Annotated in this window: 22 protein-coding genes; 5 read left to right on the forward strand and 17 right to left on the reverse strand. The window is 73.8% G+C overall.

Annotated elements, in window-relative coordinates; genetic code table 11:
• Positions 1-89: 89 nt before the first annotated feature.
• The 7 genes from ACIQFX_RS26120 to ACIQFX_RS26150 form a co-directional block, all read right to left on the reverse strand.
• Positions 90-1106: a TIGR03842 family LLM class F420-dependent oxidoreductase gene (locus ACIQFX_RS26120; protein ID WP_402467893.1), complete on the reverse strand. Its 1017-nt coding sequence runs from the start codon at positions 1104-1106 to the stop codon at positions 90-92.
• A gap of 10 nt (positions 1107-1116) precedes the next feature.
• The gene (gene hydA / locus ACIQFX_RS26125; RefSeq protein WP_402467896.1) at positions 1117-2520 is read right to left on the reverse strand and encodes a dihydropyrimidinase; all 1404 of its coding nucleotides are present in this window, start codon (positions 2518-2520) and stop codon (positions 1117-1119) included.
• A 45-nt stretch (positions 2521-2565) separates the two neighbouring features.
• Positions 2566-3846 carry an aspartate aminotransferase family protein gene (locus ACIQFX_RS26130; RefSeq protein ID WP_402467898.1) on the reverse strand — a complete coding sequence of 427 codons (1281 nt, stop codon included), beginning with the start codon at positions 3844-3846 and terminating at the stop codon, positions 2566-2568.
• Positions 3843-4685 carry a nitrilase-related carbon-nitrogen hydrolase gene (locus ACIQFX_RS26135; RefSeq protein ID WP_402467900.1) on the reverse strand — a complete coding sequence of 281 codons (843 nt, stop codon included), beginning with the start codon at positions 4683-4685 and terminating at the stop codon, positions 3843-3845. The genes ACIQFX_RS26130 and ACIQFX_RS26135 overlap by 4 nt, the downstream gene beginning before the upstream one ends.
• A 326-nt stretch (positions 4686-5011) precedes the next feature.
• Entirely contained in the window at positions 5012-6706 is a 1695-nt protein-coding gene (locus ACIQFX_RS26140; RefSeq protein ID WP_402467903.1) for a UL36 very large tegument protein, read from the reverse strand.
• A 91-nt stretch (positions 6707-6797) separates the two neighbouring features.
• The gene (locus ACIQFX_RS26145; RefSeq protein ID WP_402467905.1) at positions 6798-7178 is read right to left on the reverse strand and encodes a PPOX class F420-dependent oxidoreductase; all 381 of its coding nucleotides are present in this window, start codon (positions 7176-7178) and stop codon (positions 6798-6800) included.
• 104 nt (positions 7179-7282) lie between these two features.
• Positions 7283-7684, reverse strand: coding sequence for a winged helix-turn-helix transcriptional regulator (locus tag ACIQFX_RS26150; protein ID WP_402467907.1), 402 nt, complete (start codon positions 7682-7684; stop codon positions 7283-7285).
• A gap of 61 nt (positions 7685-7745) precedes the next feature.
• On the opposite strand from ACIQFX_RS26150, the gene ACIQFX_RS26155 reads away from it, so the two are divergent.
• Positions 7746-8426 (forward strand): NAD(P)-dependent oxidoreductase, encoded by a 681-nt coding sequence (locus ACIQFX_RS26155; RefSeq protein ID WP_402467909.1) that lies wholly within the window; start codon positions 7746-7748, stop codon positions 8424-8426.
• 30 nt (positions 8427-8456) lie between these two features.
• On the opposite strand, the gene ACIQFX_RS26160 is transcribed toward ACIQFX_RS26155, so the two are convergent.
• A complete protein-coding gene (locus ACIQFX_RS26160; RefSeq protein WP_402467911.1) occupies positions 8457-8708 on the reverse strand; it encodes a helix-turn-helix domain-containing protein in 252 nt (83 codons plus the stop codon).
• A 32-nt stretch (positions 8709-8740) separates the two neighbouring features.
• On the opposite strand from ACIQFX_RS26160, the gene map reads away from it, so the two are divergent.
• Entirely contained in the window at positions 8741-9508 is a 768-nt protein-coding gene (gene map, locus ACIQFX_RS26165; protein WP_402467913.1) for a type I methionyl aminopeptidase, read from the forward strand.
• A 4-nt stretch (positions 9509-9512) separates the two neighbouring features.
• Here the strand turns inward: map and ggt are convergent, their stop codons facing one another.
• Positions 9513-11321: a gamma-glutamyltransferase gene (gene ggt, locus ACIQFX_RS26170; RefSeq protein ID WP_402467915.1), complete on the reverse strand. Its 1809-nt coding sequence runs from the start codon at positions 11319-11321 to the stop codon at positions 9513-9515.
• Between the two features lie 104 nt (positions 11322-11425).
• Here ggt and ACIQFX_RS26175 point away from each other — a divergent pair, with 104 nt between their 5' ends.
• Positions 11426-12157 (forward strand): hypothetical protein, encoded by a 732-nt coding sequence (locus ACIQFX_RS26175; protein WP_402467917.1) that lies wholly within the window; start codon positions 11426-11428, stop codon positions 12155-12157.
• Here ACIQFX_RS26175 and ACIQFX_RS26180 read toward each other — a convergent pair.
• Positions 12123-13409 (reverse strand): cytochrome P450, encoded by a 1287-nt coding sequence (locus ACIQFX_RS26180; protein ID WP_402467919.1) that lies wholly within the window; start codon positions 13407-13409, stop codon positions 12123-12125. The two genes, ACIQFX_RS26175 and ACIQFX_RS26180, sit on opposite strands and share 35 nt — an antisense overlap.
• A gap of 89 nt (positions 13410-13498) precedes the next feature.
• Between ACIQFX_RS26180 and ACIQFX_RS26185 the strand changes: the two genes are divergently transcribed.
• Both ACIQFX_RS26185 and ACIQFX_RS26190 read left to right on the forward strand, forming a co-directional pair.
• Positions 13499-14743, forward strand: coding sequence for a hypothetical protein (locus ACIQFX_RS26185; protein ID WP_402467922.1), 1245 nt, complete (start codon positions 13499-13501; stop codon positions 14741-14743).
• A 93-nt stretch (positions 14744-14836) separates the two neighbouring features.
• Positions 14837-16387, forward strand: coding sequence for a CocE/NonD family hydrolase (locus tag ACIQFX_RS26190; protein ID WP_402467924.1), 1551 nt, complete (start codon positions 14837-14839; stop codon positions 16385-16387).
• A 22-nt stretch (positions 16388-16409) separates the two neighbouring features.
• On the opposite strand, the gene ACIQFX_RS26195 is transcribed toward ACIQFX_RS26190, so the two are convergent.
• The 7 genes from ACIQFX_RS26195 to ACIQFX_RS26225 all read right to left on the reverse strand — a co-directional run bounded on the left by ACIQFX_RS26195 (position 16410) and on the right by ACIQFX_RS26225 (position 26323).
• Positions 16410-16853: a DUF6278 family protein gene (locus tag ACIQFX_RS26195; RefSeq protein WP_402467927.1), complete on the reverse strand. Its 444-nt coding sequence runs from the start codon at positions 16851-16853 to the stop codon at positions 16410-16412.
• 103 nt (positions 16854-16956) lie between these two features.
• On the reverse strand, positions 16957-17736 hold the full coding sequence (locus ACIQFX_RS26200) for an exodeoxyribonuclease III (protein WP_402467930.1): 780 nt from the start codon (positions 17734-17736) through the stop codon (positions 16957-16959).
• A gap of 118 nt (positions 17737-17854) precedes the next feature.
• Positions 17855-18487 carry an MBL fold metallo-hydrolase gene (locus ACIQFX_RS26205; RefSeq protein ID WP_402467933.1) on the reverse strand — a complete coding sequence of 211 codons (633 nt, stop codon included), beginning with the start codon at positions 18485-18487 and terminating at the stop codon, positions 17855-17857.
• 9 nt (positions 18488-18496) lie between these two features.
• Positions 18497-19756 (reverse strand): alpha/beta fold hydrolase, encoded by a 1260-nt coding sequence (locus tag ACIQFX_RS26210; protein ID WP_402467936.1) that lies wholly within the window; start codon positions 19754-19756, stop codon positions 18497-18499.
• A 51-nt stretch (positions 19757-19807) separates the two neighbouring features.
• The gene (locus ACIQFX_RS26215) at positions 19808-23140 is read right to left on the reverse strand and encodes an SAV_2336 N-terminal domain-related protein (RefSeq protein WP_402467938.1); all 3333 of its coding nucleotides are present in this window, start codon (positions 23138-23140) and stop codon (positions 19808-19810) included.
• 16 nt (positions 23141-23156) lie between these two features.
• Positions 23157-24161 carry an AAA family ATPase gene (locus ACIQFX_RS26220; protein ID WP_402467941.1) on the reverse strand — a complete coding sequence of 335 codons (1005 nt, stop codon included), beginning with the start codon at positions 24159-24161 and terminating at the stop codon, positions 23157-23159.
• The gene (locus ACIQFX_RS26225; RefSeq protein WP_402467943.1) at positions 24158-26323 is read right to left on the reverse strand and encodes a trypsin-like peptidase domain-containing protein; all 2166 of its coding nucleotides are present in this window, start codon (positions 26321-26323) and stop codon (positions 24158-24160) included. The genes ACIQFX_RS26220 and ACIQFX_RS26225 overlap by 4 nt, the downstream gene beginning before the upstream one ends.
• Between the last annotated feature and the right edge of the window lies 1 nt (position 26324).

Genomic DNA, 26324 nt, shown 5'->3' on the forward strand with positions numbered 1-26324 from the left:
ACCCTGGGGAGGCGGTGGGCCGCTGCCCTCCCTCGTCGGTGGACCGGCACGGCGTCGTGCCTGGCGTGCGGAGGTCCGGTGGCCCTGCGTCAGGCGTTGAGCGCCGGGATGACGTCGGTGCCGTACGCGTCGATGGTGCCCTCCCGGCTGTCGTGCATGTCGTAGACGGCGAACTGGTCGACGCCGAGGGTCTTCAGGTGGCGGAGCTTCTCGATGTGGGCCTCGGCGGGGCCCAGGAGGCAGAAGCGGTCGACGATCTCGTCGGGGACGAAGGCGGTGTCGGGGTTGTCGGCGCGGCCGTGGTGGGAGTAGTCGTAGCCCTGGCGGTCCTTGATGTACGCGGTGAGCTCCTCCGGGACCATCGAGGAGTGTTCGCCGTACTTGGCGACCAGGTCGGCGACGTGGTTGCCGACCATGCCGCCGAACCAGCGGCACTGGTCACGGGCGTGCGCCAGGGCCTCGGGCGAGTCGTCCGCCGTGACGTAGGCGGGGGCGGCGACGCAGACGGTGAGGGCGTCGGGGTCGCGGCCGGCGTCCTGGGCGGCCTTGCGGACGGCCTTGACCATCCACTCGGTGAGGAAGGGGTCGGCGAGCTGGAGGATGAAGCCGTCGGCCTTCTGCCCGGCGAGCGCGAGGGCCTTGGGGCCGTACGCCGCCATCCAGACAGGGAGCTTGCCGTTCTTGATCCAGGGGATGCGGATCGGATTGCCGTCCACGGTCGCCTCGCGGCCCTCCGCCAGGTCGCGGATGACCTCGATGGCCTCGCCCAGGCGGGCCAGGGTGTTCGGCTTGCGGCCCGCGACGCGCATGGCGGAGTCGCCGCGGCCGATGCCGCAGACGGTCCGGTTGCCGTACATGTCGTTGAGGGTGGCGAAGGTGGAGGCGGTCACCTCCCACGTACGCGTACCCGGGTTCGTGACCATCGTGCCCACGTGGAGCTTGGTGGTGTGGGCGAGGATCTGGCTGTAGATGACGAAGGGCTCCTGCCACAGCACGGCGGAGTCGAAGGTCCAGCCGTAACGGAAGCCGTTGCGCTCCGCCCGGCGCATCAGCCCGACGACCTCCGAGGCCGGCGGGTCGGTCTGCAGGACGAGTCCGAAGTCCAACGTCGTTCTCCTAGTTCAGGTACTGGCAGGTGGAGCGGGGGGCGAAGGCGCCGTGCCCGGCACGACCGGTGAACTTCCGCTGGTCGATGACGAGTTCGCCGCGCGAGAGGACCGTCTCGACCTGACCGGTGATCTCCCTCCCCTCGTACGCGGAGTAGTCCACGTTCATGTGGTGGGTGGCCGCGGAGATCGTCTGGCGGGCGTGCGGGTCGTAGATGACGACGTCGGCGTCGGCGCCGGGCGCGATCGTGCCCTTCTGCGGGTAGAGGCCGAACATCCGGGCCGGGGTCGCGCAGGCGATCTCGATCCAGCGGCGGCGCGAGATGTGCCCGTCGACGACGGCCTGGTGGAGCAGGTCCATGCGGTTCTCGACGCCCGGCAGGCCGTTGGGGATCTTCGAGAAGTCCCCCCGACCCAGCTCCTTCTGGCCCACGAAGCAGAACGGGCAGTGATCCGTCGACACCACCTGGAGGTCGTTGGTCCGCAGCCCGCGCCAGAGCGCCGCCTGGTGCTCCTTCGGCCTCAGCGGCGTCGAGCAGACGTACTTGGCGCCCTCGAAGTCCGGCTCCGCCAGGTTGTCGGTGGACAGGAAGAGGTACTGCGGGCAGGTCTCGCCGAAGACCGGGAGGCCCTTGTCGCGGGCGGCGGCGATCTCGGCGACGGCCTCCTCGGCGGAGACGTGGACGACGTAGAGCGGCGCGCCGGCGACCCGGGACAGCTGGATCGCGCGGTGGGTGGCCTCGGCTTCCAGGAGGGCCTTGCGGACCTCGCCGTGGTAGCGGGGGTCCGTCTCGCCGCGGGCGAGCGCCTGTTCGACGAGGACGTCGATGGCGATGCCGTTCTCGGCGTGCATCATGATCAGCCCGCCGTTGTCGGCGGAGCGCTGCATGGCGCGCAGGATGCGGCCGTCGTCGCTGTAGAAGACGCCCGGGTACGCCATGAACAGCTTGAACGAGGTGATGCCCTCCTGGACGAGCTTGTCCATCTCCTTGAGCGTGTGCTCGTTGACGTCGGAGAGGATCATGTGGAAGGCGTAGTCGATCGCGCAGTTGCCGTCGGCCTTGGCGTACCAGGTGTCGAGCCCCTCGCGCAGGCTGTGGCCCACGCTCTGGACGGCGAAGTCGACGATGGTGGTGGTGCCGCCCCAGGCCGCGGCGCGGGTGCCGGTCTCGAAGGTGTCGGAGGCGGAGGTGCCGCCGAACGGCAGCTCCATGTGGGTGTGGGCGTCGACGCCGCCGGGCAGCACGTAGCGGTCGGTGGCGTCGATGGTCCGGTCGGCGGTCCAGCCCGCCGCCGCGTCCGAGCCGTGGGCCGCGAGGGCGGCGACGCGGCCGTCCTCGATCAGCACGTCGGCGTGGACTTCGTCGGCGGCGGTGACGACGAGACCGCCCCTGATCAGGGTGCGGGTGCTCACGGGACTGCTCCTCTCCCTGCTGGGGGGCGTACTGGCTGGGGCGTACTAGAGGGTCCGGAGGGCCTGTTCGAGGATGGCCGCGCCTTCCTCGGCCTCGGCGACGGTGAGGGAGAGCGGCGGGGCGATGCGCAGGGTGCTGGTGTTGTGGCCGCCGCCCTTGCCGATGAGCAGCCCGCCCTCCCTGGCCGCCTCCAGGACGGCGGCGGCCGCGTCCGGGGCGGCCCGTTCGGTGCCCGGCTCGGTCAGCTCGATGCCGATCATGAGGCCGCGGCCGCGGACCTCCCGCACCTCGGGGACTCCGGCGCAGGCGGCCCGGACGCGTTCGATGAGGAGGCCGCCGACGCGCCGGGCGTTGCCCTGGAGGTCGTTCTCGAGGAGGTACGAGAGGTTGGCGAGCCCGGCGGCCATGGTGACCGGGGAGCCGCCGAAGGTCGAGATGGAGTTGGCGTCGAGGCAGTTCATGACCTCGGCGCGGGCGACGACCCCGCCGACGGACATGCCGTTGCCGATGCCCTTGGCGAAGGTGAGGACGTCGGGCGGCCCGGCCTGGCCGTGCGCCTGCCAGCCCCAGAAGTGCTCGCCGGTGCGGCCCCAGCCGGTCTGCACCTCGTCGGAGATCCAGAGGATGCCGTGCCGGTCGAGGACGCGGCGGAAGGCGGCGTACAGGCCGTCGGGCGGGGAGGTGAAGCCGCCGACGCCCTGGATGGGTTCGGCGATGAGGGCGGCGACGTTCCGGGTGTGGCCGAGCAGGTCCTCCAGGTCGGCGACGCAGGCCTCGATGAACTGCTCGTCGGTGTACTGGGCGTACGGGCCGCGGGTGCGGACGCCGCCGTGGACGTACAGGGTCTGGAGCGGGGAGAGGCCGGTGGGCGACCAGGCGCGGTTGCCGGTGATGCCGACGGTGGAGAAGGAGCGGCCGTGGTAGCTGTTCCGCATGGCCAGGATCTGGTTCGAGCCCCGGTACGCAGTGGCGAGGAGGAGGGCCGTGTCGTTGGCCTCGGTGCCGGAAGTGGTGAAGAAGACGCGGGCGTCGGGGATGCCGGAGAGGCCGGCGACCCGCTCGGCGAGCTCCACCATGGGCCGGTTGAGGTAGAGCGTCGAGGAGTGGATGATGCGCCCGGCCTGCTCGGCGACGGCCTTGGTGACCTCGGGCAGGGCGTGGGCGGTCATGGTGGTGAGGATGCCGCCGAAGAAGTCGAGGTACCTGCGCCCGTCGGCGTCCCAGACGTGGCGGCCCTCGCCGTGGGTGATCTCGATGGGGTCGCGGTAGTAGAGGGCGACCCAGTCGGGGATGACGGCCTTGTGCCGGTCGAAGAGGCTGCTCACGGCTGCACCAGCCCGTCGTACGCGTCGGGGCGGCGGTCCCGGTAGAACGCCCACTGCTGGCGCACTTCCTCGATGAGGCCGAAGTCCAGGTCCCGGACGACGAGTTCCTCCTCCTTGTCGGAGGCGACGTCGCCGACGAACCGGCCGCGCGGGTCGACGAAGTAGCTGGTGCCGTAGAAGTCGTTGTCGCCGTACTCCTCGACGCCGACGCGGTTGATCGCGGCGACGAAGTACTCGTTGGCGACGGCGGCTGCGGGCTGCTCCAGCTGCCAGAGGTAGGAGGAGAGGCCGCGGTGGGTGGCCGACGGGTTGTAGACCAACTGCGCTCCGTTGAGTCCGAGTTGGCGCCAGCCCTCCGGGAAGTGCCGGTCGTAGCAGATGTAGACCCCGACCCGCCCGACGGCGGTGTCGAAGACCGGCCAGCCGGCGTTGCCCGGGCGGAAGTAGTACTTCTCCCAGAAGCCCTTGACCTGCGGGATGTGGTGCTTGCGGTACTTTCCGAGGTAGCTGCCGTCGGCGTCGATGACGGCGGCGGTGTTGTAGTAGAAGCCCTCGCTCTCGACCTCGAAGACGGGGACCACGATCACCATCCCGGTCTCCCGGGCGAGCTCCCGCATCCGCGAGACGGTGGGGCCGTCGGGGACGGGTTCGGCCCAGCGGTAGTGCTCGGGCTCCTGGACCTGGCAGAAGTAGGGGGCGTTGAACACCTCCTGGAAGCCGATCACCTTGGCACCCTGCCGGGCCGCCTCCCGGGCGTGCTCCTCGTGTTTGGCGATCATGGATTCGGTGTCGCCCGTCCAGGTCGCCTGGACGAGCGCGGCGCGTACGACGTCGGTCATGAGCTGCTCCTTCGGCACGGCGTCAGAGAGCCTCTACGCACGTAGACGCGGTGCGTAGGAGGAGAACGTAAGCCCCGTCACACCCCGGAGCAAGACCGCCGCCGCGAAGCGGCCGGGTCGATCATGTTTCATACCCGAGTGGTCGACGTCGGACACGTGCCGACACGTACGGACCAGTACGGAACGCACGAAAGGTCCGTGTCCCGGTCCGCGCGAGCGAGGGCCGCCAGGCCCGGCCGGAGAACCGTCGCGGGGCGCTCGCGAAGCCCTGGCGAAGGCCCTCGTGAGGCGCTCGCCAGAGCTCCTCACAACCCGTCCGACCCGCCTCAGATCCCCGCCAGGCCCGCCACGCGCAGGGCGTGCAGCAGGTCGCGCTCGCGGGAGGCGGACACCGCGCGGGCGGCGTCGAGGAGTTGCGGGACGAGGCCGCGCGGGTCGGCGCCCGCGAGGCGGGCGGCGTCCTCGGGGGCACGGACCCGGACGAAGGCGGTGAGCAGGGCCTGCGCCTCGCGGTGGTGGTCCTCGGCGCGCAGCGCGGCGCACGCCCCGGCCAGCTCCTCGACCGGCCGGGCCACGCCCTGGCGCAGGAGCTGCTCGCAGTCGGCCGCCCGGCCCGCGTCCGCCAGGGCGCCCGCGACGGCGGCGAGCCGCCCCGGCGGCAGCGAGGCCGCCTCCCAGAGCAGGGTGGCCCAGTCGGCGCCGAGCCCGGCCCGGTGCAGCTCCGCCGCGAGGGCCGGCAGCCTGGCGGGCGGCCCGTCGAGCGCCTCGCACAGCAGGGCGTGCGCCTCGCCGCTGCGGCCCTGGGCCCGGAGCCTCCGGAGCGCGTAGACGGCGTTGGCCGCGGCCCGTACGGCCTCCTCGGAGTCAGGGCGCGGGGTCCCGGGCGCGCCGCCGCCCCCCTCGGGTTCGGCCACTCCCCCGAACCGGGCGCCCCGGGGTGCGGCTCCCCCCGCCGGGAGTGCGGGCAGCGGCTCGGGCGCCGCCGTCGCCTCCGCCCCCTCGGCACTCTCCTCCAGCCAGGCGTACCGCGCGCCCCTCGGTCGCCGCTTGCCCCGGACGCCCTTGGCACCGCCCTCCGGCGGTGCCCCTGCCGGGCCGGCCGCCGGGGCGGGCGCGGCGGGTCGGCCCGGCGGGGCGAGCACGGGCGCGGTAGGCCGGGCGGGCGCGGCGGGCCGCCCCGGTGCGGCGAGCCCGGTTCCGGCAGAGTGGTCCGGCACGGCGGCGGCAGGCAAGGGCTCGTTCGGCCGCCCAGGCGCGGCGAGCACGGCCTCGGTGGGTCGTTCAGGCGCGGCAAGCACGTTGGCGGCGGCTCGCCCCCGTACGGCGAGCACGGGCCTCGCGGGTCCCTCCCGTACGGCGAGCACGGGCCCGACGGGCCGGTCCGCCGCGACGACCACCGGTCCGGCGGCCATCGGTCCGGCAACCACCGAGCCTCCGGTCACCGAGCCGCCGGCCGCCGGGCCGCCGGTCGCCGGGCCGCCGGTCGCTGTCGTGGCCGGCCGCCGCGCCCCGTCCCGCGCTCCCTCGCGCACCCGGGAGAGTCGGCCCGTCAGGTCGTGGACGCGGGCCAGTGCCCTGGCGTGGTCGTCGCGGGTCCAGGCGAGGTCGTGCTCCAGGCGGGCGGTCGCGTCGGGGTCCGGCGCGGGGGTCGCGCGGAGGCGTGCGCCGAGTTCGCGGGCGCGGGTTTCGGCGTGGCGGCGTTCGGCTTCCATGAGGTCGCGGCGTTCGGCGAGCGCGTCCGCTCCGCCGGGCCGGCGGTCGTACGCGGTGGCGGCGGCCGCGTACAGGGTCCGGCCCTGGGTGGCGAGGGGCCCGTCGGCGGCTTCGCCGGCGTCCTGGAGGAGGGACTCGACGACGTCCCAGGGCAGGAGCTCCCTCCCGTCGAAGCAGGCGCGCAGCCCTTCCGGGTCGCGTTCGGCGAAGACGCCGTACCAGCCGGCGCCCGGTCGGAGGCGTCCGGCGAGACCGGTCAGCCATCCCGTGAACACGGCGATCTCCGCCGGTAGTTGATACACCGTCATGCGTCACGCACCTGCCCCGCAGTCGACTGGAACCTTCCGGTCCGCGAGGTATTGGACCGCAGTCGTGTTACAGGACGACTACGGACCGTTTTCAGAACGTCACGACGATCCCTGTGTGCGGGCGCTTGCCGCGCCGGGCGATCATGGCGGGGACGTCGGTCAGCCAGAACTGCCAGCCGTACTTGCGCGAGAGCAGGCCCCTGATCCGGCGCAGCTCCTCGCCCTGCACGAGCCGGCCCTCGCCGGTCATCCGCTCGGCCCCCTCGGGGACGTTGCCGCGCACGTCGCACACGGCGACCACGACCCGGGGGTCCTTGCGGAGCCGCTTGACCTTCCAGGAGTCGGTGCGGGTCCAGGCGTACAGCTCGGAGCCCTCCACCGCGTACCAGACGGGCGTGGCGACCCCGGTGCCGTCCTTGCGGAAGGTGGTCAGGCTGACGTAGCGGCCGCGTCGCAGCTCTTCGGAGATCATGCCGGGAGCCTACGGGGTGCGTCGCCGGTCGGGCGGAGGTCGGACGGGAGGCGCGGGCGAGGGCCTCCCGGGCGACGAGGAGGTCGTCCGTCCCGCGCCCGGGGTCACGCCGGCGAGCCGGCCTCTCCGTACGCGGCCCGGGCCTCGCTGATCCGCGGCGCGTGGACGCGGGCCCGGTCGCAGGCCGTGTCGAGCGGCCCGATGAGCGAGCTGCCGAGGGGGGCGATGCCGTGCTCGACGCGGGGCGGGTTCTCGTCGTGGACGGTACGGGTGAGGAATCCGTCGCACTCCACGGCCCGGAGGGTCCCCGTGAGGACCTTGGGGGTGATCCGGTGCAGCGGGACGCGGAGTTCGGCGAAACGGCGGGGCGTTCCGTCCTGGAGGCAACGCAGCACCGTCGCCGTCCACTTGCCGCCGACGCGGATCGGCCGCGCCGGGCTCCCGCCGCAGTCGGGGTCCGGGAAGAGGCCGGGGTCGAGTGGCGGCGCGGGCGGCGGGTCGATCATGCGGCCGGCGCTAGCCCGGTACCGTTGAAGTAACCAGGGGACCCCGTCCTACGGTCCGGCCATGAACAACGACGACACCGGCAAGAACAACGGCGACGACCTGCGGATCGTGGTCTTCGGGGCGGGCGGACGGGTCGGCCGGGCGGCCGTGGCGGAGGCGGTGGCACGGGGCCACCGCGTGACCGCCGTGGTCCGCAGCCCGGAGGCCCACCGCGACCTGGCGGGCGAGGGCGTCTCGCTCGTACGGGGCGACGCGACGGACGCGGCCTCGGTGGCGGCGCTCGCGGCCGGCCACGACGCGGCGCTGAACACGGCGGTGCGCCTGGACGTGCCGTCGGTGGACTTCTTCACGACCTCCTCGCGGGCGCCGGTCGGCGGGCTCGCCGAGGCGGGCGTCGGGCGGCTCCTCACGCTCGGCGTCGCCACGACCCCGGAGACCGAGGCCGGGGTGAGGCTGATGGACGCGCCGGACTTCCCGGCGGAGTGGCGGGCGTTCTCGCAGGGGCACGTGGCCGAGTTCGAGTCGCTCACGGCGGAGGCCGGGCCGGGGCTCGACCGGCTGATGGTGGTGCCGCCGCTGGACCTGGACGCGGCGGCCGAGCGGACGGGGACGTACCGGACCGGGGTGGGCCGGGTGGTCGACGGCCCGGGCCGCATCGGGCACGCCGATCTGGCGCTCGCGCTCCTGGACGAGATCGAGCGTCCGCGCCACAGCCGCGTGCAGCTGGCCGTCTCCCTCTGAGGGGCGGCCCTCAGGCCCCGGCCCCGGAGGTCAGACCGGGGCCGGGGAGCAGAGCGTGACGAGTTCGTCCATGGAGAGGTCGAGGACCGCGGCGAGGGCTGCGACGGTGAAGAAGGCGGGCGTCGGGGCCCGGCCCGTCTCGATCTTGCGGAGGGTCTCGGCGGAGAGTCCGGCGGCCGCGGCGATCTCGACCATGGACCGCTCGCCGCGCGCCGCGCGCAGCAGGAGGCCGAGGCGCTCGCCGCGCTCGCGCTCTTCGGGGGTCAGGGGTGTGCGCACCATGCCGCCATTCTAATACCGGTATAGTAATTGGCATGGTGGAGATCAAGACGAACGAGTCCCTGGCGGCCATGCGCGAGGCCGGCCGCGTGGTGGCGCGCGCCCTCGCGGCCGTACGGGAGAAGGCGGCGCCCGGCGTCGAACCGGCCGAGCTCGACCGGGCCGCACGGGAGGTGCTGGCGGAGGCGGGGGCCGGGTCACCCTTCCTGGACTACCACCCGGAGTGGGCGCCGGTGCCGTTCCCCGCGGTCGTGTGCCTCTCCGTCAACGACGCGATCGTGCACGGCATCCCCGGCCCGGACCGGCTCGCCGACGGCGACCTCGTGTCCGTGGACTGCGGCGCGATCCTGGGCGGCTGGGCCGGCGACGCGGCCGTGAGCTTCACCGTCGGCCGCGCCCGGCCGGAGGACACCCGCCTGATCGCCACGGCGGAGCGGGCCCTGGAGGCGGGCATCGCCGCGGCCGTCGTCGGCAACCGCATCGGCGACATCGCGCACGCCATCGGGCGGGTCTGCCGCGAGGCGGGGTACGGCATCCCCGACGGCTTCGGCGGCCACGGCATCGGCCGCGCGATGCACGAGGACCCGGGCGTCCCCAACGAGGGACGCCCGGGCCGCGGCATGAAGCTCCGGCACGGCATGGTGCTCGCGATCGAGCCGATGCTCATCGGCGGCGGCACGGACGACCACTACACCGCCCGCGACGGCTGGACCGTCCGCACCTCCGACGGCTCCCGCGCCTCGCACGCCGAGCACACGGTGGCGATCACGGACGACGGCCCGCGCGTCCTCACCGCCCTGTAGGCCCCTACGGCGCCGGGCGGACCACCATCGCCGAGCCGCCGCCGCGCCGGACTGTCTCCGCCGCGGCCAGCCAGCGGCCGTCGGGCAGGCGCTGGACGCCGGTCGCCGCGCCGATCTCCGGGTTCTGCCGGAAGCCGTGCCCGATCCCCTCCAGTTCCGCCCTCAACGGGCTGTTCCACAGGGCGGGTTCGAGTTCCGTCGTGGCCTGGTTGCGCTGGCTGGCGCGCGGCGCGGCGATGGCGTCGACGAGCGGGAGGCCCCGGTCGAGGACACCCGTGAGGGTCTGGAGGACGGTCGTGATGATGGTGGCGCCGCCCGGGGAGCCGAGGGCGAGGACGGGCCGGTCGCGGTCGTCGAGGACGATCGTCGGCGAGATCGAGGAGCGGGGCCGCTTGCCGGGGCCCGGCAGGTTCGGGTCGTGGACGGCCGGGTTCGCCGGCGCGAAGGAGAAGTCGGTCAGCTCGTTGTTGAGCAGGAAGCCCCGGCCCGGCACGGTGATCCCGCTGCCGCCGGTGGACTCGATGGTGAGCGTGTAGGCGACGGTGTTGCCCCACTTGTCGGCGACCGTCAGGTGGGTCGTGTTCTCGCCCTCGTAGGTGGTCGGGGCCGCCGTGCCGCCGCTCGCGCACGGCACCGGGTTCGCGGGGTCGCCGGGCGGGAGCGGGCTGGTCAGGGCGGCGTCGTCGCGGATCAGGCAGGCCCGGGAGTCGGCGTACCGCTGGGAGAGCAGGCCCCGGGTGGGCACGGACTCGAAGGCCGGGTCGCCGACCCAGCGGCCCCGGTCGGCGAACGCGATGCGGCTGGCCTCGATGTACCGGTGCAGGTATCCGGCCGGGGAGGCGGCGGCGAGGTCGGTGCCCTCCAGGATGTTCAGCGCCTCGCCGACGCTCGTGCCGCCGGACGACGAGGGGGCCATGCCGTACACGTCGAGTCCCCGGTAGGAGACCTTGGTGGGCTTGCGGAACACGGTCCGGTACGCGGCGAGGTCCCCCTCCGTCAGGTCCCCCGGGCGCACGGTCCGGGTGGCGCCCGCGCGGACCGGGGGCGTGCGGACGGTGTTCACGATGTCCCGGGCGAGCGGTCCCCGGTAGAGCGCGCCGACGCCCTCGCGGCCGAGCTTCTCATACGTACGGGCCAGGTCGGGGTTCTTGAACGAGGCGCCGACCACCGGCAACTGGCCGCCGGGCAGGAAGAGTTCGGTCGTGGCGGGGAAGTCGCGGAACCGGGCCTCGTTGGCGGCGGTCTGGGCGCGGAAGGTCGCGTCGACGGTGAAGCCGTCGCGGGCGAGGCGTTCGGCGGGTTCGAGGAGGGCGCCGAGCCGCCTGCTGCCCCAGGCGTCGAGCGCGGTCTGCCAGGTGGCCGGGGTGCCGGGGGCACCGACGCCGAGGCCGCTGGTCTGGCCCTCCTCGAACGGGATGGGCTTGCCGTTCTCCGTGAACAGGTTCGCGTCGGCGGAGCGGGGCGCCGTCTCGCGCCCGTCGATGGTGTGCACGGTACGGCTCTTCGCGTCGTAGTACACGAAGAACCCGCCGCCCCCGATGCCCGCCGAGTAGGGCTCGGTGACGCCGAGGGCAGCGGCGACGGCGACGGCCGCGTCCACGGCGTTGCCCCCCTTGCGGAGCACCTCGACGCCGGCGGCCGAGGCGTCGGCGTCGACGCTGGCGACGGCGCCGCCGTGGCCGACCGCGACGGGCTCCTTGACGGGTGGCGGCGCGGCGGAGGGCGGGGCCGGGGCCGGGACGGCGGCGCCCATCGAGAGCACCGTCGCCGCGACGGCGAGAACGGAGACCTTCCCAGCGGCGGAGCGACGCATTCCTACCTCCAGTCAACGACCGTCCGCGCAGCGTAACTTCCCCCCGCCCGTTCCGTCAGGACCGCCTCGAACAGGAGGCCGGTCGACCGCTAGCATGCGCGCCCATGAACGAAGACGTGCGGAACATCGTGCTGGGAGTCCTGGCGACCGGGGTCAGCGCCTCCCTGGGCTGGCTGGCCCGCACCTACCTCTGGCGGCGCAGGCTCCGCCGCAAGCAGGCCTTCTTCGGCCTGCCGGGCGGTTCGGAGTGCCTGCTCGTGGTGAACCGCGAGGCGGGTGGGGACAACGTCGTGCACCGCTTCGACGTCTTCGCCATGCTCGAACTCTCCGCCCTCATCAAGGACTGCGGCGCGCAGGCCCGAATACTCGCGCACGACGTCGCCCACCAGGGCTTCGGCGACCGTACCGAGTTCTGCGTCGGCGGCCCGTACTCCAACCGCCGGACGGCCGCCCACCTGTCCACGCTGCTGCCGGGCGTGACCATGAACGTGGACGTGCAGCCGTCCGGCACCCAGGGGCGTATCACCGTCGGCACCGAGCACTACGCCATGGACAAGGGCGTCTCCGAGTACGTGATCCTCGCCCGGCTGACCGCGGGCGAGGGCGGGCGTCCCGTCTTCCTCTTCTGCGGGCAGCGCGCCATCACCAACCAGGCGGCGACCCGCTACCTGGCGCGCCACCACGAATCCCTGGCCCGCACCCACCGCTCGGGCTCCTTCGTGCTGCTCCTCAAGGTCGTCAACACCCAGGCGTACGGGCCCGACGTGGTGGAGCTGGTCGCCGACGTCACGCGGCTCGCGCTCACGGCTCCCGCAGCCGCACCGGCAGCGACTTGATCCCGTTGATGAAGTTCGAGACGAGCCGGCGGGGCGGTCCGGCGAGCGCCAGCCCCCCGCAGGTCCCGCGCGCCTCCTCGTACAGCACCCGGAGCTGAAGCCGGGCGAAGTGGGCGCCGAGGCAGACGTGCGGCCCGTCCCCGAAGGACACGTGCGGGTTCGGCGTCCGCCCCAGGTCGAGGCGGTGCGGGTCGGCGAAGACGCGCTCGTCGTGGTTGGCGGACGCGTGGAACACGACGACCTTCTCGCCCGCCCGGATCGGCTGCCCCGCCAACGCGGTGTCGCGGTTCGCCGTGCGCCGGAAGGACAGCACGGGCGGGTGCACGCGCAGGAGTTCGTCGACCGCCGTGTCCACGGCCACCTCTCCGCTCCACAGTCTCCGCTGCTCGTCGGGGTGTTCGGCGAGCGCGAGGAGTCCGCCGGGGGCGGCGCTGCGGACCGTGTCGTTGCCCGCGACGGTCAGCAGGAAGAAGAACATCTCCAGTTCCGCGTCGGCGAGTTCGGAGGTGGCGAGCGAGGTCATGACGTCGTCTGCGGGATGGGCCCGCTTGTACGCCGCCAGCTCCTGGGCGTACGCGAACATCTCGGCGAGCATCGCGGGCGACCGGGGGTTCACCGGGCGGCCCTCCGCGTCGAGCACGGGCGGCTCGTCCGGGTCCTGGTAGGCGATGACCCGCTCGGTCCAGGCGTGCAGCAGCCCCCGGTCACCCGCCGGCACCCCGAGCAGATCGGTGAGGTTGAGGAGCGCGTAGTCGTCCGTGACGCTCCGGACCAGGTCCACCTCGCCCCCCGCCGCGACGGCCCCGGCGAGCAGCTTCCCGGCCCGCTCGCGCGCGGTCACGGCGAACCGCTCGATCCTCCCCGGCGTGAAGGCACGGCTGACCAGCCGCCTCAACCTGCCGTGCTCCGGCGGGTCCTGATTGAGCATCATCCTGCGGATGAACGGCAGGTCGGCCGGGGCGGGGTCGCGGATCTGGGTGGCGCCGAGGTGCGAGGAGTACGTCCCCGAGTCCTTGAGCACGCGGACCACGTCGGCGTGCCGGGTGACGGCCCAGAAGCCGGAACCGGCGGGCCAGCCCAGGATCTCGGGCTCCTCCTGGCGGGCGACCGGATGGTGGTCGCGCAGGGCCCGGAAGCGGTCGTGCGGGATGCCCGCGGCGTAGATCCGCGGATCGAAGACGTCGGGTACGTCGGCCCGTTCCCCCACCGTGCCTCCCGCCGGCAGCCGTCCCAGGGGTGATGACGTATCCATCATGACAGGTCAGAGCCGGTTTTCGTAGGACGGAACGCACAGTTCGCGAGCCTTGTCCGGGCTGTCGCCCGACTCCCAGAATCTCCGTCGTGCATCACACGGAGAACAGGGGGCACATGGAAGACACGGCGAAGGTCGATCAGGACGCGGTGCTGCGGGCGCGGGTACTGCTGCTGGGGTCCGGGAGGCTGACGGCCCGGGAGCGGGTCGGGGCGTACCGGGTGCTCGCGGAGGTGAGCCCCTTGGCGTACCTGCCGAAGCTGGTCGACGCGCTGATCGAGCGGACCCACGAGCTCGACGAACCGGAACTGCACGTGACGCTGTACGCCGAGGCGCTGGCCGCGGCGCGGCGGCTCCCCGCGGACGCGCCGCGCCGGGAGGGGCGGCTGAGCCGCACCCTGAGCGGATACGAGCACGCACTGTTCGCCGCCGGCCGGCGGGCGGAGGGGCGCGCGCTGTGCGAGGAGTCGGCGAAGGCCGGGCGTCACGGTCGCCTGGCGGTCGTCCTGGCCGAGGAGGGGTGCCACGCGGAGGCGGCCGAACTCCTCGGCGGGCACGCCGGGACGGGGGACGGGGACCCGGGGTCCGACTGGACGCTGATCGAGTGGGCGGCCGAACTCGACGCCTCGGGACGCCACGTGGAGGCCCTGGAGGTGTTCGCGCGCCTCGTGGCCGACGGGCGGCGCGGGGCCGCGGCGGACCGCACGCCGCTGGCCTCCCTGGTGTGGAAGCTGGACCGGTACGCCCGGATGCTCGGGGCCGCCGGGCGCCGGGACGACGAGGCCGCCGCACGGCGCGAGGCGCTGGGCCTGCTCACCCGTCTCGCACGGGGCGGCGAGCCGGTGAGCTGGAGCAACATCCAGGCCTTGTGGGCCACCCTGCTCGGCCTGTCGGGCCGGTCGGACGAACCGGCCGCCACGTCCGGCGCCCCGCTGCCGGCGTTCGGGGTCCACGTGTTCCACGGGTGGTCCCCGGACACGCGGGAGGGCTACTTCGCCTCCCTCGCGCTCCTCGAACGGCAGGCCGCCGCCCTGCGCGCGTCGGGCGATCTGCCCGGACTGATCGTCGCCCAGCGCCGCCTGACGGTCCGCCGGGCGCTCCGCTGGGAGAGTTCGGGGCGCCGGTCGGAGGACGTGCTGCGCCCGTCCTTCGACGAGGGCGTCGCGCTCGCCCGCCGCTCTCCGGCCGAGCCACGGATCCTCGCCCGCGCCCTCGCCGACCGGTCCATGTTCCTGCTCGCCGTCAAGCGGTACGGGGAGGCGCTCGCGGACTTCACCGAGGCCGGCGCCCTCCTCGACGGCCCCACCCCGCCCCCAATCGTTACCCGCACGTAACTTACCGACCAGTTACCACGGGTAAGTCCGGCCGGTTACCGTCGGGTCACTTTCACTGCCCCCCCATCAGTGCCCCCCAGTGAGGAGTGACCCGTGCGCACATCCCTGGTCCTCGCCGTCTCGGCCGCCCTCGTGGCCGGGACGGCGCTCGGGCTCGCGCCCGCCGCGCAGGCCGCCGAGACCGCCGGCTCCCTCCGGTTCGTCGACATCGCGGGCGAGGGCGGCACCGTCCTCAAGGCGAACGTCGTCACACCGGCAGGGGCCGACGGGTCCACCCGCCACCCCGTGATCGTGCTGCCCACCAGCTGGGCCATGCCCCAGATCGAGTACCTCGCACAGGCACAGAAACTCGCCGACTCCGGTTACGTCGTGGTGAGTTACAACTCGCGCGGGTTCTGGCAGTCCGGCGGGGAGATCGAGACCGCGGGACCCAAGGACGTCGCCGACGCGTCGAAGGTGATCGACTGGGCCCTGGCGAACACGCCCGCGGACCCGGGCCGCATCGGCATGGCCGGCGTCTCGTACGGCGCCGGCATCAGCTTGCTCGCCGCCGCGCACGACCCTCGGATCAAGGCCGTCGCCGCGCTGAGCGGCTGGGCGGACCTCATCGAGTCGATCTACAGCGGGCGGACCCAGCACCTCCAGGCCGCCGGGCTGCTCGGCGGAGCCGGCTACCTCACCGGCCGCCCCGGCCCCGAACTCCAGGAGATCCTGGGCGACTTCCTCTCGTCGAACCTCGACAAGGAGGACGAGATGATCGCCTGGGGCCGGACCAGGTCGCCCGCGACCCACCTGGACCGCATCAACGCCAACGGCGCCGCGATCATGCTCGGGAACGCGTGGGGGGACACGATCTTCCCGCCCAACCAGTACGCGAGCTTCTACGAGAAGCTCACCGGCCCCAAGCGGCTGGAGTTCCGCCCCGGCGACCACGCAACCGCCGAGGCCACCGGCCTGTTCGGGCTCCCCAACGACACCTGGACCAGCGCCCACCGCTGGTTCGACCACTACCTGAAGGGCGTCGACAACGGCGTCGACCGCGAGCAGCCGGTCCGGCTCAAGTCCCGCTCCACCGGCGGTTACGAGGGCTACCCGGACTGGAAGTCGGTGAACGCGAACCAGCGGAAGTTCGCCCTCGGCGGCACGCAGCGGGTCTGGGCGAACATCGACTCCGGCGCCAACGGCGGCATCACGCTGCTCACCAACGCCCTCGACCAGTTCCTCCGCACCCCGCCCGTCGTGTCCGTCCCGCTGCTGCCCCGCGCCTTCGCCGGCGTCTGGCACTCCGAGTGGTACGACACCCCGCAGCGGGTGCGCGGCACGGTGAAGGTCCACACGACGGTGACCCCGACCGAGGAGAGCGGCACCCTCGTCGCGTACCTCTACGACGTGGGTCCGCTGGGCGTCGGCAAGCTCGTCAGCAACGCCCCGTACACCTTCCACGACCGGACGCCGGGGAAGCCGTTCGCCGTCGACCTGGAGCTGTTCTCCACGGCGTACGACGTGCCGGCCGGACACCGCCTCGCGCTGGTCGTCGACACCGTCGACCCGCTGTACATCGAGCACAACCCGACCGGCGCGCAGCTGACGTTCTCCTCCCCGTCGGCCGACCCGTCGTACGTGTCGGTTCCCCTGCGGGAGTAGCGGGGCGCGGCCGGGCCCCGGGTCAGTACTCGGCGGCCTCGGCGTACACCTGGGAGAGCTCCGGCGAGCCCGTCATCGCCCAGTCGAGACCGGCCTCGACGACCTGGATCTCCCGGCCGGAGGCGAGCCGTACCACCGGTCCGCCGCCCGGCCACACCTGCCACCGCGCGTCCGGCACGTTCCGGACGATGACGGTTCCGAGGTAGAGCCCCGCGTCGTTGCCGATCCAGGGCAGCTCCTCCGAATCGTTCCTCCACCGCGGCGGCAGCTGGTCGAGCTCCTGGAGGGAACGCGGGGTGTCGTCCAGGACCACGCCGGCCGCCCCCACCCGGGCACGCAGCAGCTGGCACTCGGAGAGCAGCTCGGCCACTCCCTCCGGATCGCGGTCGAAGGCCGCGGCCAGGGGGGAGTCGGCCGGCTCGGGCTCGTGCCGCTTGAGCCAGTTGTCCAGAAACGGGATGTTCATCCGAACAGCGTCGCACCGTCACCTACCGGTCGACCACCCGGCGCGCGGAGACGATCTCCGCCGCCGGGACGGCCCGCCCGCCGCGCGAGGGGCGGAACCACGGTCAGACGTCGAGGTCCACGACCACGGGGGCGTGGTCCGACGCGCCCTTCCCCTTGCGCTCCTCACGGTCCACGTAGCTGTCCGAGACCGCCTCGGCGAACGGCTTGTTGCCGTAGACCAGGTCGATGCGCATGCCCTTGTTCTTCGGGAAGCAGAGCTGGCGGTAGTCCCAGTACGTGAACGGGTGATCGTACTTGAGCGGGCGCGGGACCACGTCGGCCAGCCCGGTCTCGCGCAGGCCCGCGAGCGCCGCCCGCTCCGGCTCCGTCACGTGCGTGGCGCCCTCGAAGACCGCCCGGTCCCAGACGTCGTCGTCCGTCGGGGCGATGTTGTAGTCGCCGAGCACCGCGAAGGGGCGCTCCCCCGCCGCGTCCTCCCCGACGGCCGCCTTCAGGGCCTCCAACCAGCGCAGCTTGTAGGCGTAGTGCTCGTGGGCCACCTCCCGGCCGTTCGGCACGTACACCGACCAGAGCCGGACCGGGCCGCAGGTCGCGGAGATCGCCCGGGGCTCCTCCGCCCCGTCGTACTCCGGACCGCCGGGCAGCCCGGTGACCACGTCGGCGAGGCCGACCCGCGAGACCAGGGCCACGCCGTTCCACCGGCCGGTGGCGTTGACCGCCGACTCGTACCCCAGGGCGCGGAGCTCCTCGGTGGGGAACTGCTCGGCCGCGCACTTGGTCTCCTGGATGCACAGCACGTCCGTGCCGGTGCTCTCCAGCCAGGCCAGCAGTCGCGGCAGCCGAGCGGTGATCGAATTGACGTTCCAGGTGGCGATGCGCATGCCCGCAAGCCTACTGGCGGGGTGTGACAGTCCACCGGTGCGGCGGCACCGGAGGGCGTGCCCCCCGCCGTGCGGGCCCGGCTTCCCCCCGGGCCTGCTCGGACGTCTACGGCTCGGCTCAGACCTCGGCGGACGCGCCCGACACGAGGCGCGCGTGGTCGGTGCCGCCGAGCGCACCGATCTGCCGGTCGTAGATCGGCCGGGCGAGGTCGGTGAGCAGGGCGTCGTGGATGTCGTACGCCCGGCGCGGCCCGACCTCGCGGACGTAGTCGATGACCTCGGAGATCTTGTTCCACGGGGCCATGACGGGCAGCAGCAGCGTGTCCACGGGCTGATCGGGCACGGTGAGCGCGTCGCCCGGATGGAACACGGAGCCGTCGACGAGGAAGCCCACGTTCGTGACCCGCGGGATGTCCGGGTGGATCACCGCGTGCAGCTCGCCGTGGACCTGCACCTCGAAGCCGGCCGCCGTGAACGTGTCGCCGTGCCCGACCGTGTGCACCCGCCCGGGGAAGGCCGCCGAGAGGTGCTCCGCGACGCTGCGCAGCGTCCAGATCTCGGCGGCCTCGTCGGCCTCCAGGGCCGCGCGCAGCCGGCCCTCGTCGAAGTGGTCGGGGTGCTCGTGGGTGACGAGCAGCACGTCCGCCCCGCGGACCGCGTCCTCCTCGGTGAACACGCCGGGGTCCAGGACGAGCGTCCGCCCGTCCTTCTCCAGCCGTACGCAGGCGTGGGACTTCTTCGTCAGCTTCACGCCGCCAGATTACGCCGGGGGCGTCGTCTCCTCCTCGATGACGCGGGCGACCACCCGCAGGGCCGTCTCGGCCGCCGGCAGCCCGCAGTACACGCCCGTGTGCAGCACGATCTCGCGGATCTCCTCCGGGGACAGGCCGTTGCGGAGCGCCGCCCGCGTGTGGTCGGCGAGCGCCTCCCGGTGCCCCCCGGCGATCAGCGCGGTCAGCGTCACCGCGCTGCGCGTCCGCCGGTCGAGCCCCTCCCTGCCCCAGACCTCGCCCCAGGCGTACCGGGTCACCAGGCCCTGGAACGCGCCGTCCGGGTCGGCCGCGAGCGCCTGGTCCACATGCGCGTCGCCCAGGATCTCGCGGCGCAGCCCGAGCCCCTTCTCGTACGGGTCGGGCCGCCCGGCCTCCGCCGCCTCGGCCGGCGGCTCGGCCGGCACGGGCTCGACGACGGGCACCGGCCCGGCGGGCATCGGCGGCACCGTCAGCGTCCCGCTCGCCTCCTGCGCGCTCCCCGCGAAGTGCTCGCACAGCAGGTCCGTGACGGCCGCGGGCTGCTCCACCGGCGCCAGGTGCGAAGCGCCCGGCACCACCGCGAGCCGCGCGTCCGCGATCCCCGCCACCAGCGTCCTCGCCTCGGCGGGGCCGGTCACCTGGTCCTCCGACCCGACGAGCACCAGGGCCGGCACCCCGATCCTCCCGAGCGCCTCCCGCACGTCGAACACGGCCAGCGCCTCGCACGCCGCGATGTAGCAGGCGGGGTCCGTCGTCCGCACCATCTGCACGGCCCAGTCGACGATCGCCGGCTGCGCCCCCGCGAACACCGGCGTGAACCACTGCTCGGGCGCCATCCGCGCCATCGGCTCCAGCCCGTTCGCCCGGACCATCACCCCCCGCTGCCGGAACTCGTCCGCGCTCCCGAACCGCGGCGAGGTCGCCACCAGCGCCAACGACGCCACCCGGTGCGGCGCCCGCAACGCCAGGTCGAGACCCACGGCCCCGCCCAGCGAGCACCCCGCGTACCCGAACCGCTGCACCCCGATCCCGTCCAGCGTGGCCAGCAGCCGGTCCCCCAGCTCCGCCACCGACGTGAACGGCTGCGCCGGCGCGCCTCCGTGCCCCGGCAGGTCGAACCGCACCACCCGCCACTCCCGGGTGAGCTCGGGTATCTGCCGGTCCCACATGTGCCATGTCGTGCCCAACGAGGGCCCGATGACCAGGACCGGCGCGTCCTCCCGCCCGTCGACGCGGTATTGCAGGGTGTTCGTCGATGTCTCACTCACCCGCAAGACCCTCTCATCTTTCACCGGAGCCCGTACGTCCGGGGGCGCGATCTAGCCGGAGGCCTCCGGGTCGTCGTCGCTCTCCACGAGGACTCCTTGCTCGGGAACGCCGGACCGCATCGCCTCCCTCACCGCGAGGGAGTGCGCGAGGTCGTTCCGAGCGACACGGGTGTCGGGATGCTCCGGGCCCAAGGCCCGCTCGGCATCACGGAGCACCCGCTCCTGCAGGGCGATGGCCTCCTCTATGCGCCCCGCCTGCCGGTAGGAGAAGGCAAGGTTGACGCGGGCGTTGACGGTGTCGGAATGATCCGGCCCCAGGATCCGCTCACGGACGGCCAGGACCGGTTCCTCCAGCGCGATGGCCTCGTCGCTCCGCCCCACCTGGTAGTAGGAGACGGCGAGGGAGGCGGTGGCGTTCATGGTCTGGGGATGCTCCGGGCCCAAGGCCCGTTTCCGCTCGGCGAGCACGTCCTCCTGCAAGGCGACGGCCTCTTCGATCCGCCCCGCCTGCCGGTAGGAGGCGGCGAGGTTGGCACGAGCCGCCACGGTGTCTGCATGCTCCGGGCCCAGGAGCCGCTCACGGACGGCCAGCACCGGTTCCTCCAGCGCGATGGCCTCGTCGCTCCGCCCCGCCTGGTAGTACGAGAAGGCGAGGTTGGCACGGGAGGTGATCGTGACGGCATGCTCCACGCCCAGGACCCGCTCACGGACGGACAGGACCTGCTCCTCCAAGCGGATGGCCTCTTCGTTCCTCCCCACCTGCCTGAAGGAGAAAGCGAGGTCGGCGCGCGCGGTGATCGTGTCGGGATGCTCCGGACCCAGGACCCGCTCGAAGTCGACGACCGTCCGCTCCTCCAGCGCGATGGCCTCGTCGAACCGCTCCACCTTCCCGTAGGAGAAAGCGAGATCGGCACGAGCGGTGATCGTGTCGGGATGCTCCGGACCCTGGACGCGCTCGCGGACGGCGACGACCTCCTCCTGCAGGACGATGGCCTCGTCGTTCCGGTCCGCACGCCTGAAGGCCCGAGCGAGGTCGGCACGAGCAGTCAGAGTGGCGGGATCGTCCGGTCCCCGAACCCGCTGGGAGTCGGCGACCACTCGCTCCCACAGAGCGATCGACTCGTCGAGTCGCCCCATCCTCCCGTAGCTGAAAGCGAGGGTCGTCCGCGCAGTGAGGGTGGCGCGGTGCTCAGGGCCCAGGACCCGCTCCCGGTCGGCCAGAACCCGCTCCTCCAGGCCGACGGCCTCGTCGGTCCGCCCCGCGTCGGTGTAGGAGAAGGCGAGGGCGGCTCCGGCGGCCAGCGTGGAGGGGTCCTCGGGGCCCAGTACCCGCTCCCGGTCGGCCAGAACCCGCTCTTGCAGAGCGATCGCCTCGTCGAGCCGCCCGGCCTTCCGGAATGCGAAGCCGAGGTCGGCACGAGCGCGGAGAGTGTCGGGATGGTCCGGTCCCAGCAGCCGCTCGAAGTCGACGACCGCCTCCTCCAGCAGAACGAGCGCCTCGTCGAGTCGCCCCGCCTCCGTGAGGGCGAAGACGAGGTCGGTCCGGGCGTCGAGAGTGCGGGGATGGTCGGCGCCGAGTTCCCGCACGCGGTCGGCGACTTCGTACTTCTTCAGGGCGATGGCCACGTCGTCCCGCCCCACCTGTCCTCGGGCGACCGTCGGGACCTCCGGCCCTTCCGCGCCCGGCCTCCCAGGCCCCGACCCGTCCGAACCCACGGCGGCGGCCGTGACGAGCGGACCGGTCTCCTGGATCTCCTGGATCTCCTGGATCTCAGGGCCGTACGGCTCCGGCTCCTCGCTCCCCGGCAGTGGGGGGAGGCCGAGGCGGGTGAGGAGTTGGGTCTGGATCCAGCCGAAGGAGCGGTCGGGGTGGTCGACGAGGGCGGTGCCGTCGGGGTGGCCGACCCAGGCGGGGAAGACGGGGGCGCGGCCGATGGCGGATTCGAGGCGGCGGGTGAGGACGTCGGCGGTGTGGAGGAGTTCCCTCGGGGGGACGGCGGTGAGGAGGGTGCGGCGGGCTTCGGGGTGGAAGTCGAAGCGGCGGAGGTGGGGCAGGGGTCGGGGCTCGGCGGGGTCGACCTCGTGCATGAGGCCGCCGAGGAAGACCTCGGTGAGGTGGCCGGGGTCGGTGGGCGGGCCGAGGGCGGCCTGGACGAGGCGCATGACGGGGGGTGTGACGGGGGCGACGGCGGCCATGTGGGCGGCGAGGCGGTAGGCCTCGGTGGAGGCGGCGGCCTTGAAGCGGAGGACGGACGCGGCGCCGGTCGCCCGGGGGTCGTCGTCGGGACGGCCCGGATCGCCGTCGGCGGACGGGGTGGTGCGGCTCCGTGCGTCGTCCCACAACGGCAGGAGCGCGGTGGCGCCGGGTGCGGCGACGAGGCGGGCCCAGTCGCCGATGGCGGTGGGGGTGGGTTCGAGGACGGGGACGGGGACGGAGTCGAAGCGGACGAGTTCCGGGGGGAGGTCGGGGTCGGTGACCTGCCAGGACCGGGTGGGGCCGCCGCGGCCGGGGGTGGTGACCTGCCAGGTCCGGGCCGGGATGCCGGTGCTCGGCCAGAGGCGGGTGGGGAGGGCGTGGAGGAGGGCGGTGGGGCCGTTCCGGGCCCAGGAGTGCATGACCCGGCGCATGCCGCCGTCGCGCCAGGCCTCGCCGACGCCGTCGCTGAGGACGAGGACGAGGGTGTTGCCGGTCGGGTCGCAGAGTGCTTTCGGGGACTCGGGGCGGGCGCGGTGGCTGTACGGGCTGCTGCGCAGGGTCGGGGTGCCGCCGCGGGTGTCGAGGCCGTGGACACGGACGTCGCGGAAGGATCCGGCGCGTTCCATGAGGGTGCGGATGTCGGAGGCGAGGCGCTGCCAGAGGATCATGGAGACGCCGTCGTCGACGACGAGGGCGAGGGTGAGCCAGCGGGTGCGCAGGGGGCGGGTGACGGTCTCGCGGACGCCGGTCTCGGCGATGGCGGTGACGGTGCCCGGGATGTCGAGGGCGTGGCGGCGGGGGTCGGGGAAGCGCTGTCTGAGGGGGCGGAGCGCCTTCTCCAGGCGGAGGCGTGCGGGGCCGAGGGAGTGGCGGTCGGGGACGGTGACGGGGTGGGCGGGTGACGGGGCCGTCGTTCCGTCGCCGGCGGTGCGGTGCCCGCCGGCGGAGGCCAGGAGCGGGTGGGCGGGGTGGGGTGGTCGCCGTGTCCCGGCGGACGGGGACTCCGGTGCCGGGTCGGGGGTCTCGGGGTGCGGTGCGGGGGTGCCGTCGGGGTGGGACGGCTCGTTCCGTTCCGCGGCGCGCGCGAGCGACCCGGCGCCCCGGGGCAGCCTGCCGGCCAGCCACAGGGCGTCGAGGAGCTCCTCGTGGGAGAGGTCGAGTCCGCTGTCGGCGAGGAGTTGCGTCACGCGTGAGATCACGGCGTCACACGGCTCCGCCGAGGCGGTGCAGGACGGCCTGGAGGAGGGGGCCCGCGTCGAGGGTGATGCCGCCCTTGCGGAGGAAGACGGCGTTGAGGAGCTGGTCGGTGGCGAGTTCGCCGGCGGCGCGGCGTTCGAGGAAGGTCTCCAGGAGGTCGTCGACCTGGTCGAGGGCGCTGTCGCCGAGGTGGGCGGCGACGATGTCCCGGAGGCGCCGCTCGTCGGGTTCGGGGAGGTCGAGGCGGATGCAGCGGCGGAGGAAGGCGGGCGGGAACTCGCGTTCGCCGTTGCTGGTGATGATGACGACGGGGAACTCGGCGCAGCGGACGCGGCCCCGTTCGACGGGGGCGGGTGTGTCGGGGTGGTCGGTCTGTACGTGGACGGGCGCGTGGTTCCCCGGGAGCCGGGCGAGTTCGGGGATGACGAACTCACCTTCCTCGAAGACGGTCAGCAGGTCGTTGGGGAGGTCCACGTCGCCCTTGTCGAGTTCGTCGATGAGGAGGACGCGCGGGCGTTCCCGGTGGACGAGGGCGTTGCCGAGGGGGCCGAGCTGGATGTACTGGCCGATGTCGGGTTCCGTGCCGTCGGCGTCGCGCGGCAGGGTGGCCTCGCGCAGCCGGCCGACGGCGTCGTACTGGTAGAGGGCTTCCTGGAGGGTGGAGCGGCTGTTGACCGGCCAGTGGAGGACGCGGCCGAGGCCGAGTTCGTGGGCGACGGCGTGGGCCAGGGAGGACTTGCCGGTGCCGGGCTGTCCGGTGACGAGGAGGGGGCGGCGCAGATGGAGCGCGGCGTTCACGACGTCGGCCTCGTCGGGGCCGATGAGGTAGGGGCGGGGGTGGGGGACCTTGGCGCCGGTCGTGGATTCGGGGCGGTCGAAGCGGCGCCACGGGGGTGCTTCGGGGAAGGCGACGGGGCGGCGCTCGCCGTCGCCGCGGAAGAGGCGCCAGTCGTCTCCGTCGGGTGCCCGCTCCGGGGAGTCGGGGCCGGTCGTCCGGTCGTGGGTGGTCATGACGGGTGGGTTCCTCTCCAGGGGTCCCTCAGGTGGAGCAGTTCGGTCCTCGGGTGGGAGTCCTCGGGTTCCCAGACGAGCGAGGGGCGGGCCCGCGGTTCCTCCGGGTGGGCCGCGGTGCGGCTCCGGAAGACGCGTACCCGCTCGGCGAGTCCGTCGAGCGCGCCGGCGGGTGCCAGTTCGCCGAGCCGGTCGGCGTCCTCGTACCCGGTGGCGTCGCGGTCCCACAGGACGACGGGGACGCCGAGGGCGAGGCAGACCTTGAGCCAGGACCGGCGCTGGTCGGCGGGGCCGTGGAGGACGACGCGGGCGGTGTCGCGGTGCTCGGTGCGCAGCAGGTGCACGAGTTTCCGCGCGTCGCCGCAGGAGGGGCCGGTGACGGCGACCGCGGTCCGGCCCTTCTTCCAGCGGCGTTCCCGGTCCTGGCCCCGGTCGGCGACGATCCGGTCGAACTCCGGGCAGCTGAGGGAGACCTGGTAGTCGGCGCCGATCGGCGAGGGCGGCAGGACGTCCTCGGGTGCTCCGGCCTCCCATTCGTCGACGGCCAGGTGGAGGCCGTGCTCGTCGACGACGACGGTCACCCAGGGCACGTGGTCGTGGCGGCCCGGCTCCTGGCGTGCGGCGCTGACGGCGTCGGCGAGGGCGCTCGCGGCTTCCTGCGGGGTCCTGGGCTCCGACTCCGGGGCTTTGAGGACGCGGTGGGTGCCGTCGCTGCGGACGAGCAGGATGCGGCACCGGTACCGGTCGCCGCCGCCGGTGCCGTCGTGTTCCAGTTCCATGACCACGCGGGAGACGAGGGAGTTGCGGCGGCGTTCCGCCCATCGGGCGGCGTCCATGCGGCGTTCGGCGAGGGCGTCGCCGTGGATGCCGATCCGGTCGGCCGTGCGCGTGGACCAGGCGCGCAGGCCGTGGCGCTGTTCGCCTTCGACGGTGGCGGCCACGTACTCGACGAGGCGGAGCAGGGCGGGGACGGGCGGGCTGCCCTCGGGGACGCCCTCTCCGTCCGACAGTTCCTCCAGTGCCTCGATCGTCGCGGCGAGTTCGCCGTCCTCGATGGTGGGGCGGTCGAGGGCGGCGGGGAGTACGGCGTACGGGAGGGCGTCGCGGGCGGCCTGGGGCAGCAGCGCCGACTGCTCGCGGCCGATCTCGCCCAGCAGGCGGAGGAGTTCGTCGAATTCGTCCGGGGAGAGCAGGGGGCCTCGGCCGAGCGTCCGCGCCTGGGTGAGGAAGGCGGTGAGGTGGGCGCGGAACGCCGGATCGGCGGCGCGCGGGGCGAGGGCCTGGCCGAGTGCGGCGTGGGCGCGGGGGTGCGACCGGAGGAGGGCGACGAGGTCGGCGGTGGTGGGGTGGTAGTCGCCGGTCTCGTAGCCGAGGCCGCCGGCCAGTTCCCGCGCGTAGGCGGCGCGGGAGCCCGGGTCGGCGAAGAGCGGGAGGAGCAGTGTCTCCAGGGCGCGTTCGACGGGGGTGCGTTCGGCGCCGGGCTCGGCCCTGGGCGCGGGTACGCCGATCGCGACGAGGTCGGCGGTGGCGCAGGCGTGTTCGGCGAGGTGGTGCAGGAAGCCGGGGTCCTCGACGAAGGAGTGCGCGGGGACGGCGAGGAGGCGCCGGGCGCCGTAGGCCTCGGGTTCCTGGGCGACGACGCCGACGAGGGTGCCGCGGCAGAAGACCGCGGCGCCGGACGCGCCGCCCCAGGCGTTGCCGCCGTCCGTGGCGGCGACGGGCGCGGCCCGCTGGTCGAGGACGTAGTACCGGCCGTTGCCGGAGAGGGGCGAGAGGACTCCGCCGAGGGTTTCGACGGCGCGGGTGCCGGTGGTGGCGGCCTTCGGGTAGCCGAGGCCCTGGTAGGGCAGCGGCACCCGGCCGGTGGGCCGGCCCCAGGTGACGGCGCCGGGGATGTCCGCGGTGTGGTCGACGCGCAGCAGCGCGACGTCGAGGTCGTCCTGCGGGGTCCACAGCAGTTCGGCCGCGACGCTCCGGGCCGGCCCGTGGTCGAAGTGGCCGATCCGGACCCGGATCGTCGGCCACGGCTCGCCGGTCTCCCGGTCCACCAGGACGTGACGGGCGGTCAGCACGAGCCGGGGGCCGATCAGATAGCCGGAGCCGGTGCTTCGGGTCTCTTCCTCCGTACCGCCGCGGATCAGCGCCAGTCTGGCCTGATCCACG

It is taken from the genome of Streptomyces sp. NPDC093089 (genome assembly GCF_044754405.1).
Classification (GTDB): domain Bacteria; phylum Actinomycetota; class Actinomycetes; order Streptomycetales; family Streptomycetaceae; genus Streptomyces.

Bases quoted from the DNA above. Each gene is read 5' to 3' on its own strand.
- ACIQFX_RS26135 (WP_402467900.1), bottom strand. From the start codon at position 4,685: ATGACCGACGTCGTACGCGCCGCGCTCGTCCAGGCGACCTGGACGGGC.
- ACIQFX_RS26140 (WP_402467903.1), bottom strand. From the start codon at position 6,706: ATGACGGTGTATCAACTACCGGCGGAGATCGCCGTGTTCACGGGATGG.
- ACIQFX_RS26145 (WP_402467905.1), bottom strand. From the start codon at position 7,178: ATGATCTCCGAAGAGCTGCGACGCGGCCGCTACGTCAGCCTGACCACC.
- ACIQFX_RS26150 (WP_402467907.1), bottom strand. From the start codon at position 7,684: ATGATCGACCCGCCGCCCGCGCCGCCACTCGACCCCGGCCTCTTCCCG.
- ACIQFX_RS26155 (WP_402467909.1), top strand. From the start codon at position 7,746: ATGAACAACGACGACACCGGCAAGAACAACGGCGACGACCTGCGGATC.
- ACIQFX_RS26160 (WP_402467911.1), bottom strand. From the start codon at position 8,708: ATGGTGCGCACACCCCTGACCCCCGAAGAGCGCGAGCGCGGCGAGCGC.
- map (WP_402467913.1), top strand. From the start codon at position 8,741: ATGGTGGAGATCAAGACGAACGAGTCCCTGGCGGCCATGCGCGAGGCC.
- ggt (WP_402467915.1), bottom strand. From the start codon at position 11,321: ATGCGTCGCTCCGCCGCTGGGAAGGTCTCCGTTCTCGCCGTCGCGGCG.
- ACIQFX_RS26175 (WP_402467917.1), top strand. From the start codon at position 11,426: ATGAACGAAGACGTGCGGAACATCGTGCTGGGAGTCCTGGCGACCGGG.
- ACIQFX_RS26180 (WP_402467919.1), bottom strand. From the start codon at position 13,409: ATGGATACGTCATCACCCCTGGGACGGCTGCCGGCGGGAGGCACGGTG.
- ACIQFX_RS26195 (WP_402467927.1), bottom strand. From the start codon at position 16,853: ATGAACATCCCGTTTCTGGACAACTGGCTCAAGCGGCACGAGCCCGAG.
- ACIQFX_RS26200 (WP_402467930.1), bottom strand. From the start codon at position 17,736: ATGCGCATCGCCACCTGGAACGTCAATTCGATCACCGCTCGGCTGCCG.
- ACIQFX_RS26220 (WP_402467941.1), bottom strand. From the start codon at position 24,161: ATGACCACCCACGACCGGACGACCGGCCCCGACTCCCCGGAGCGGGCA.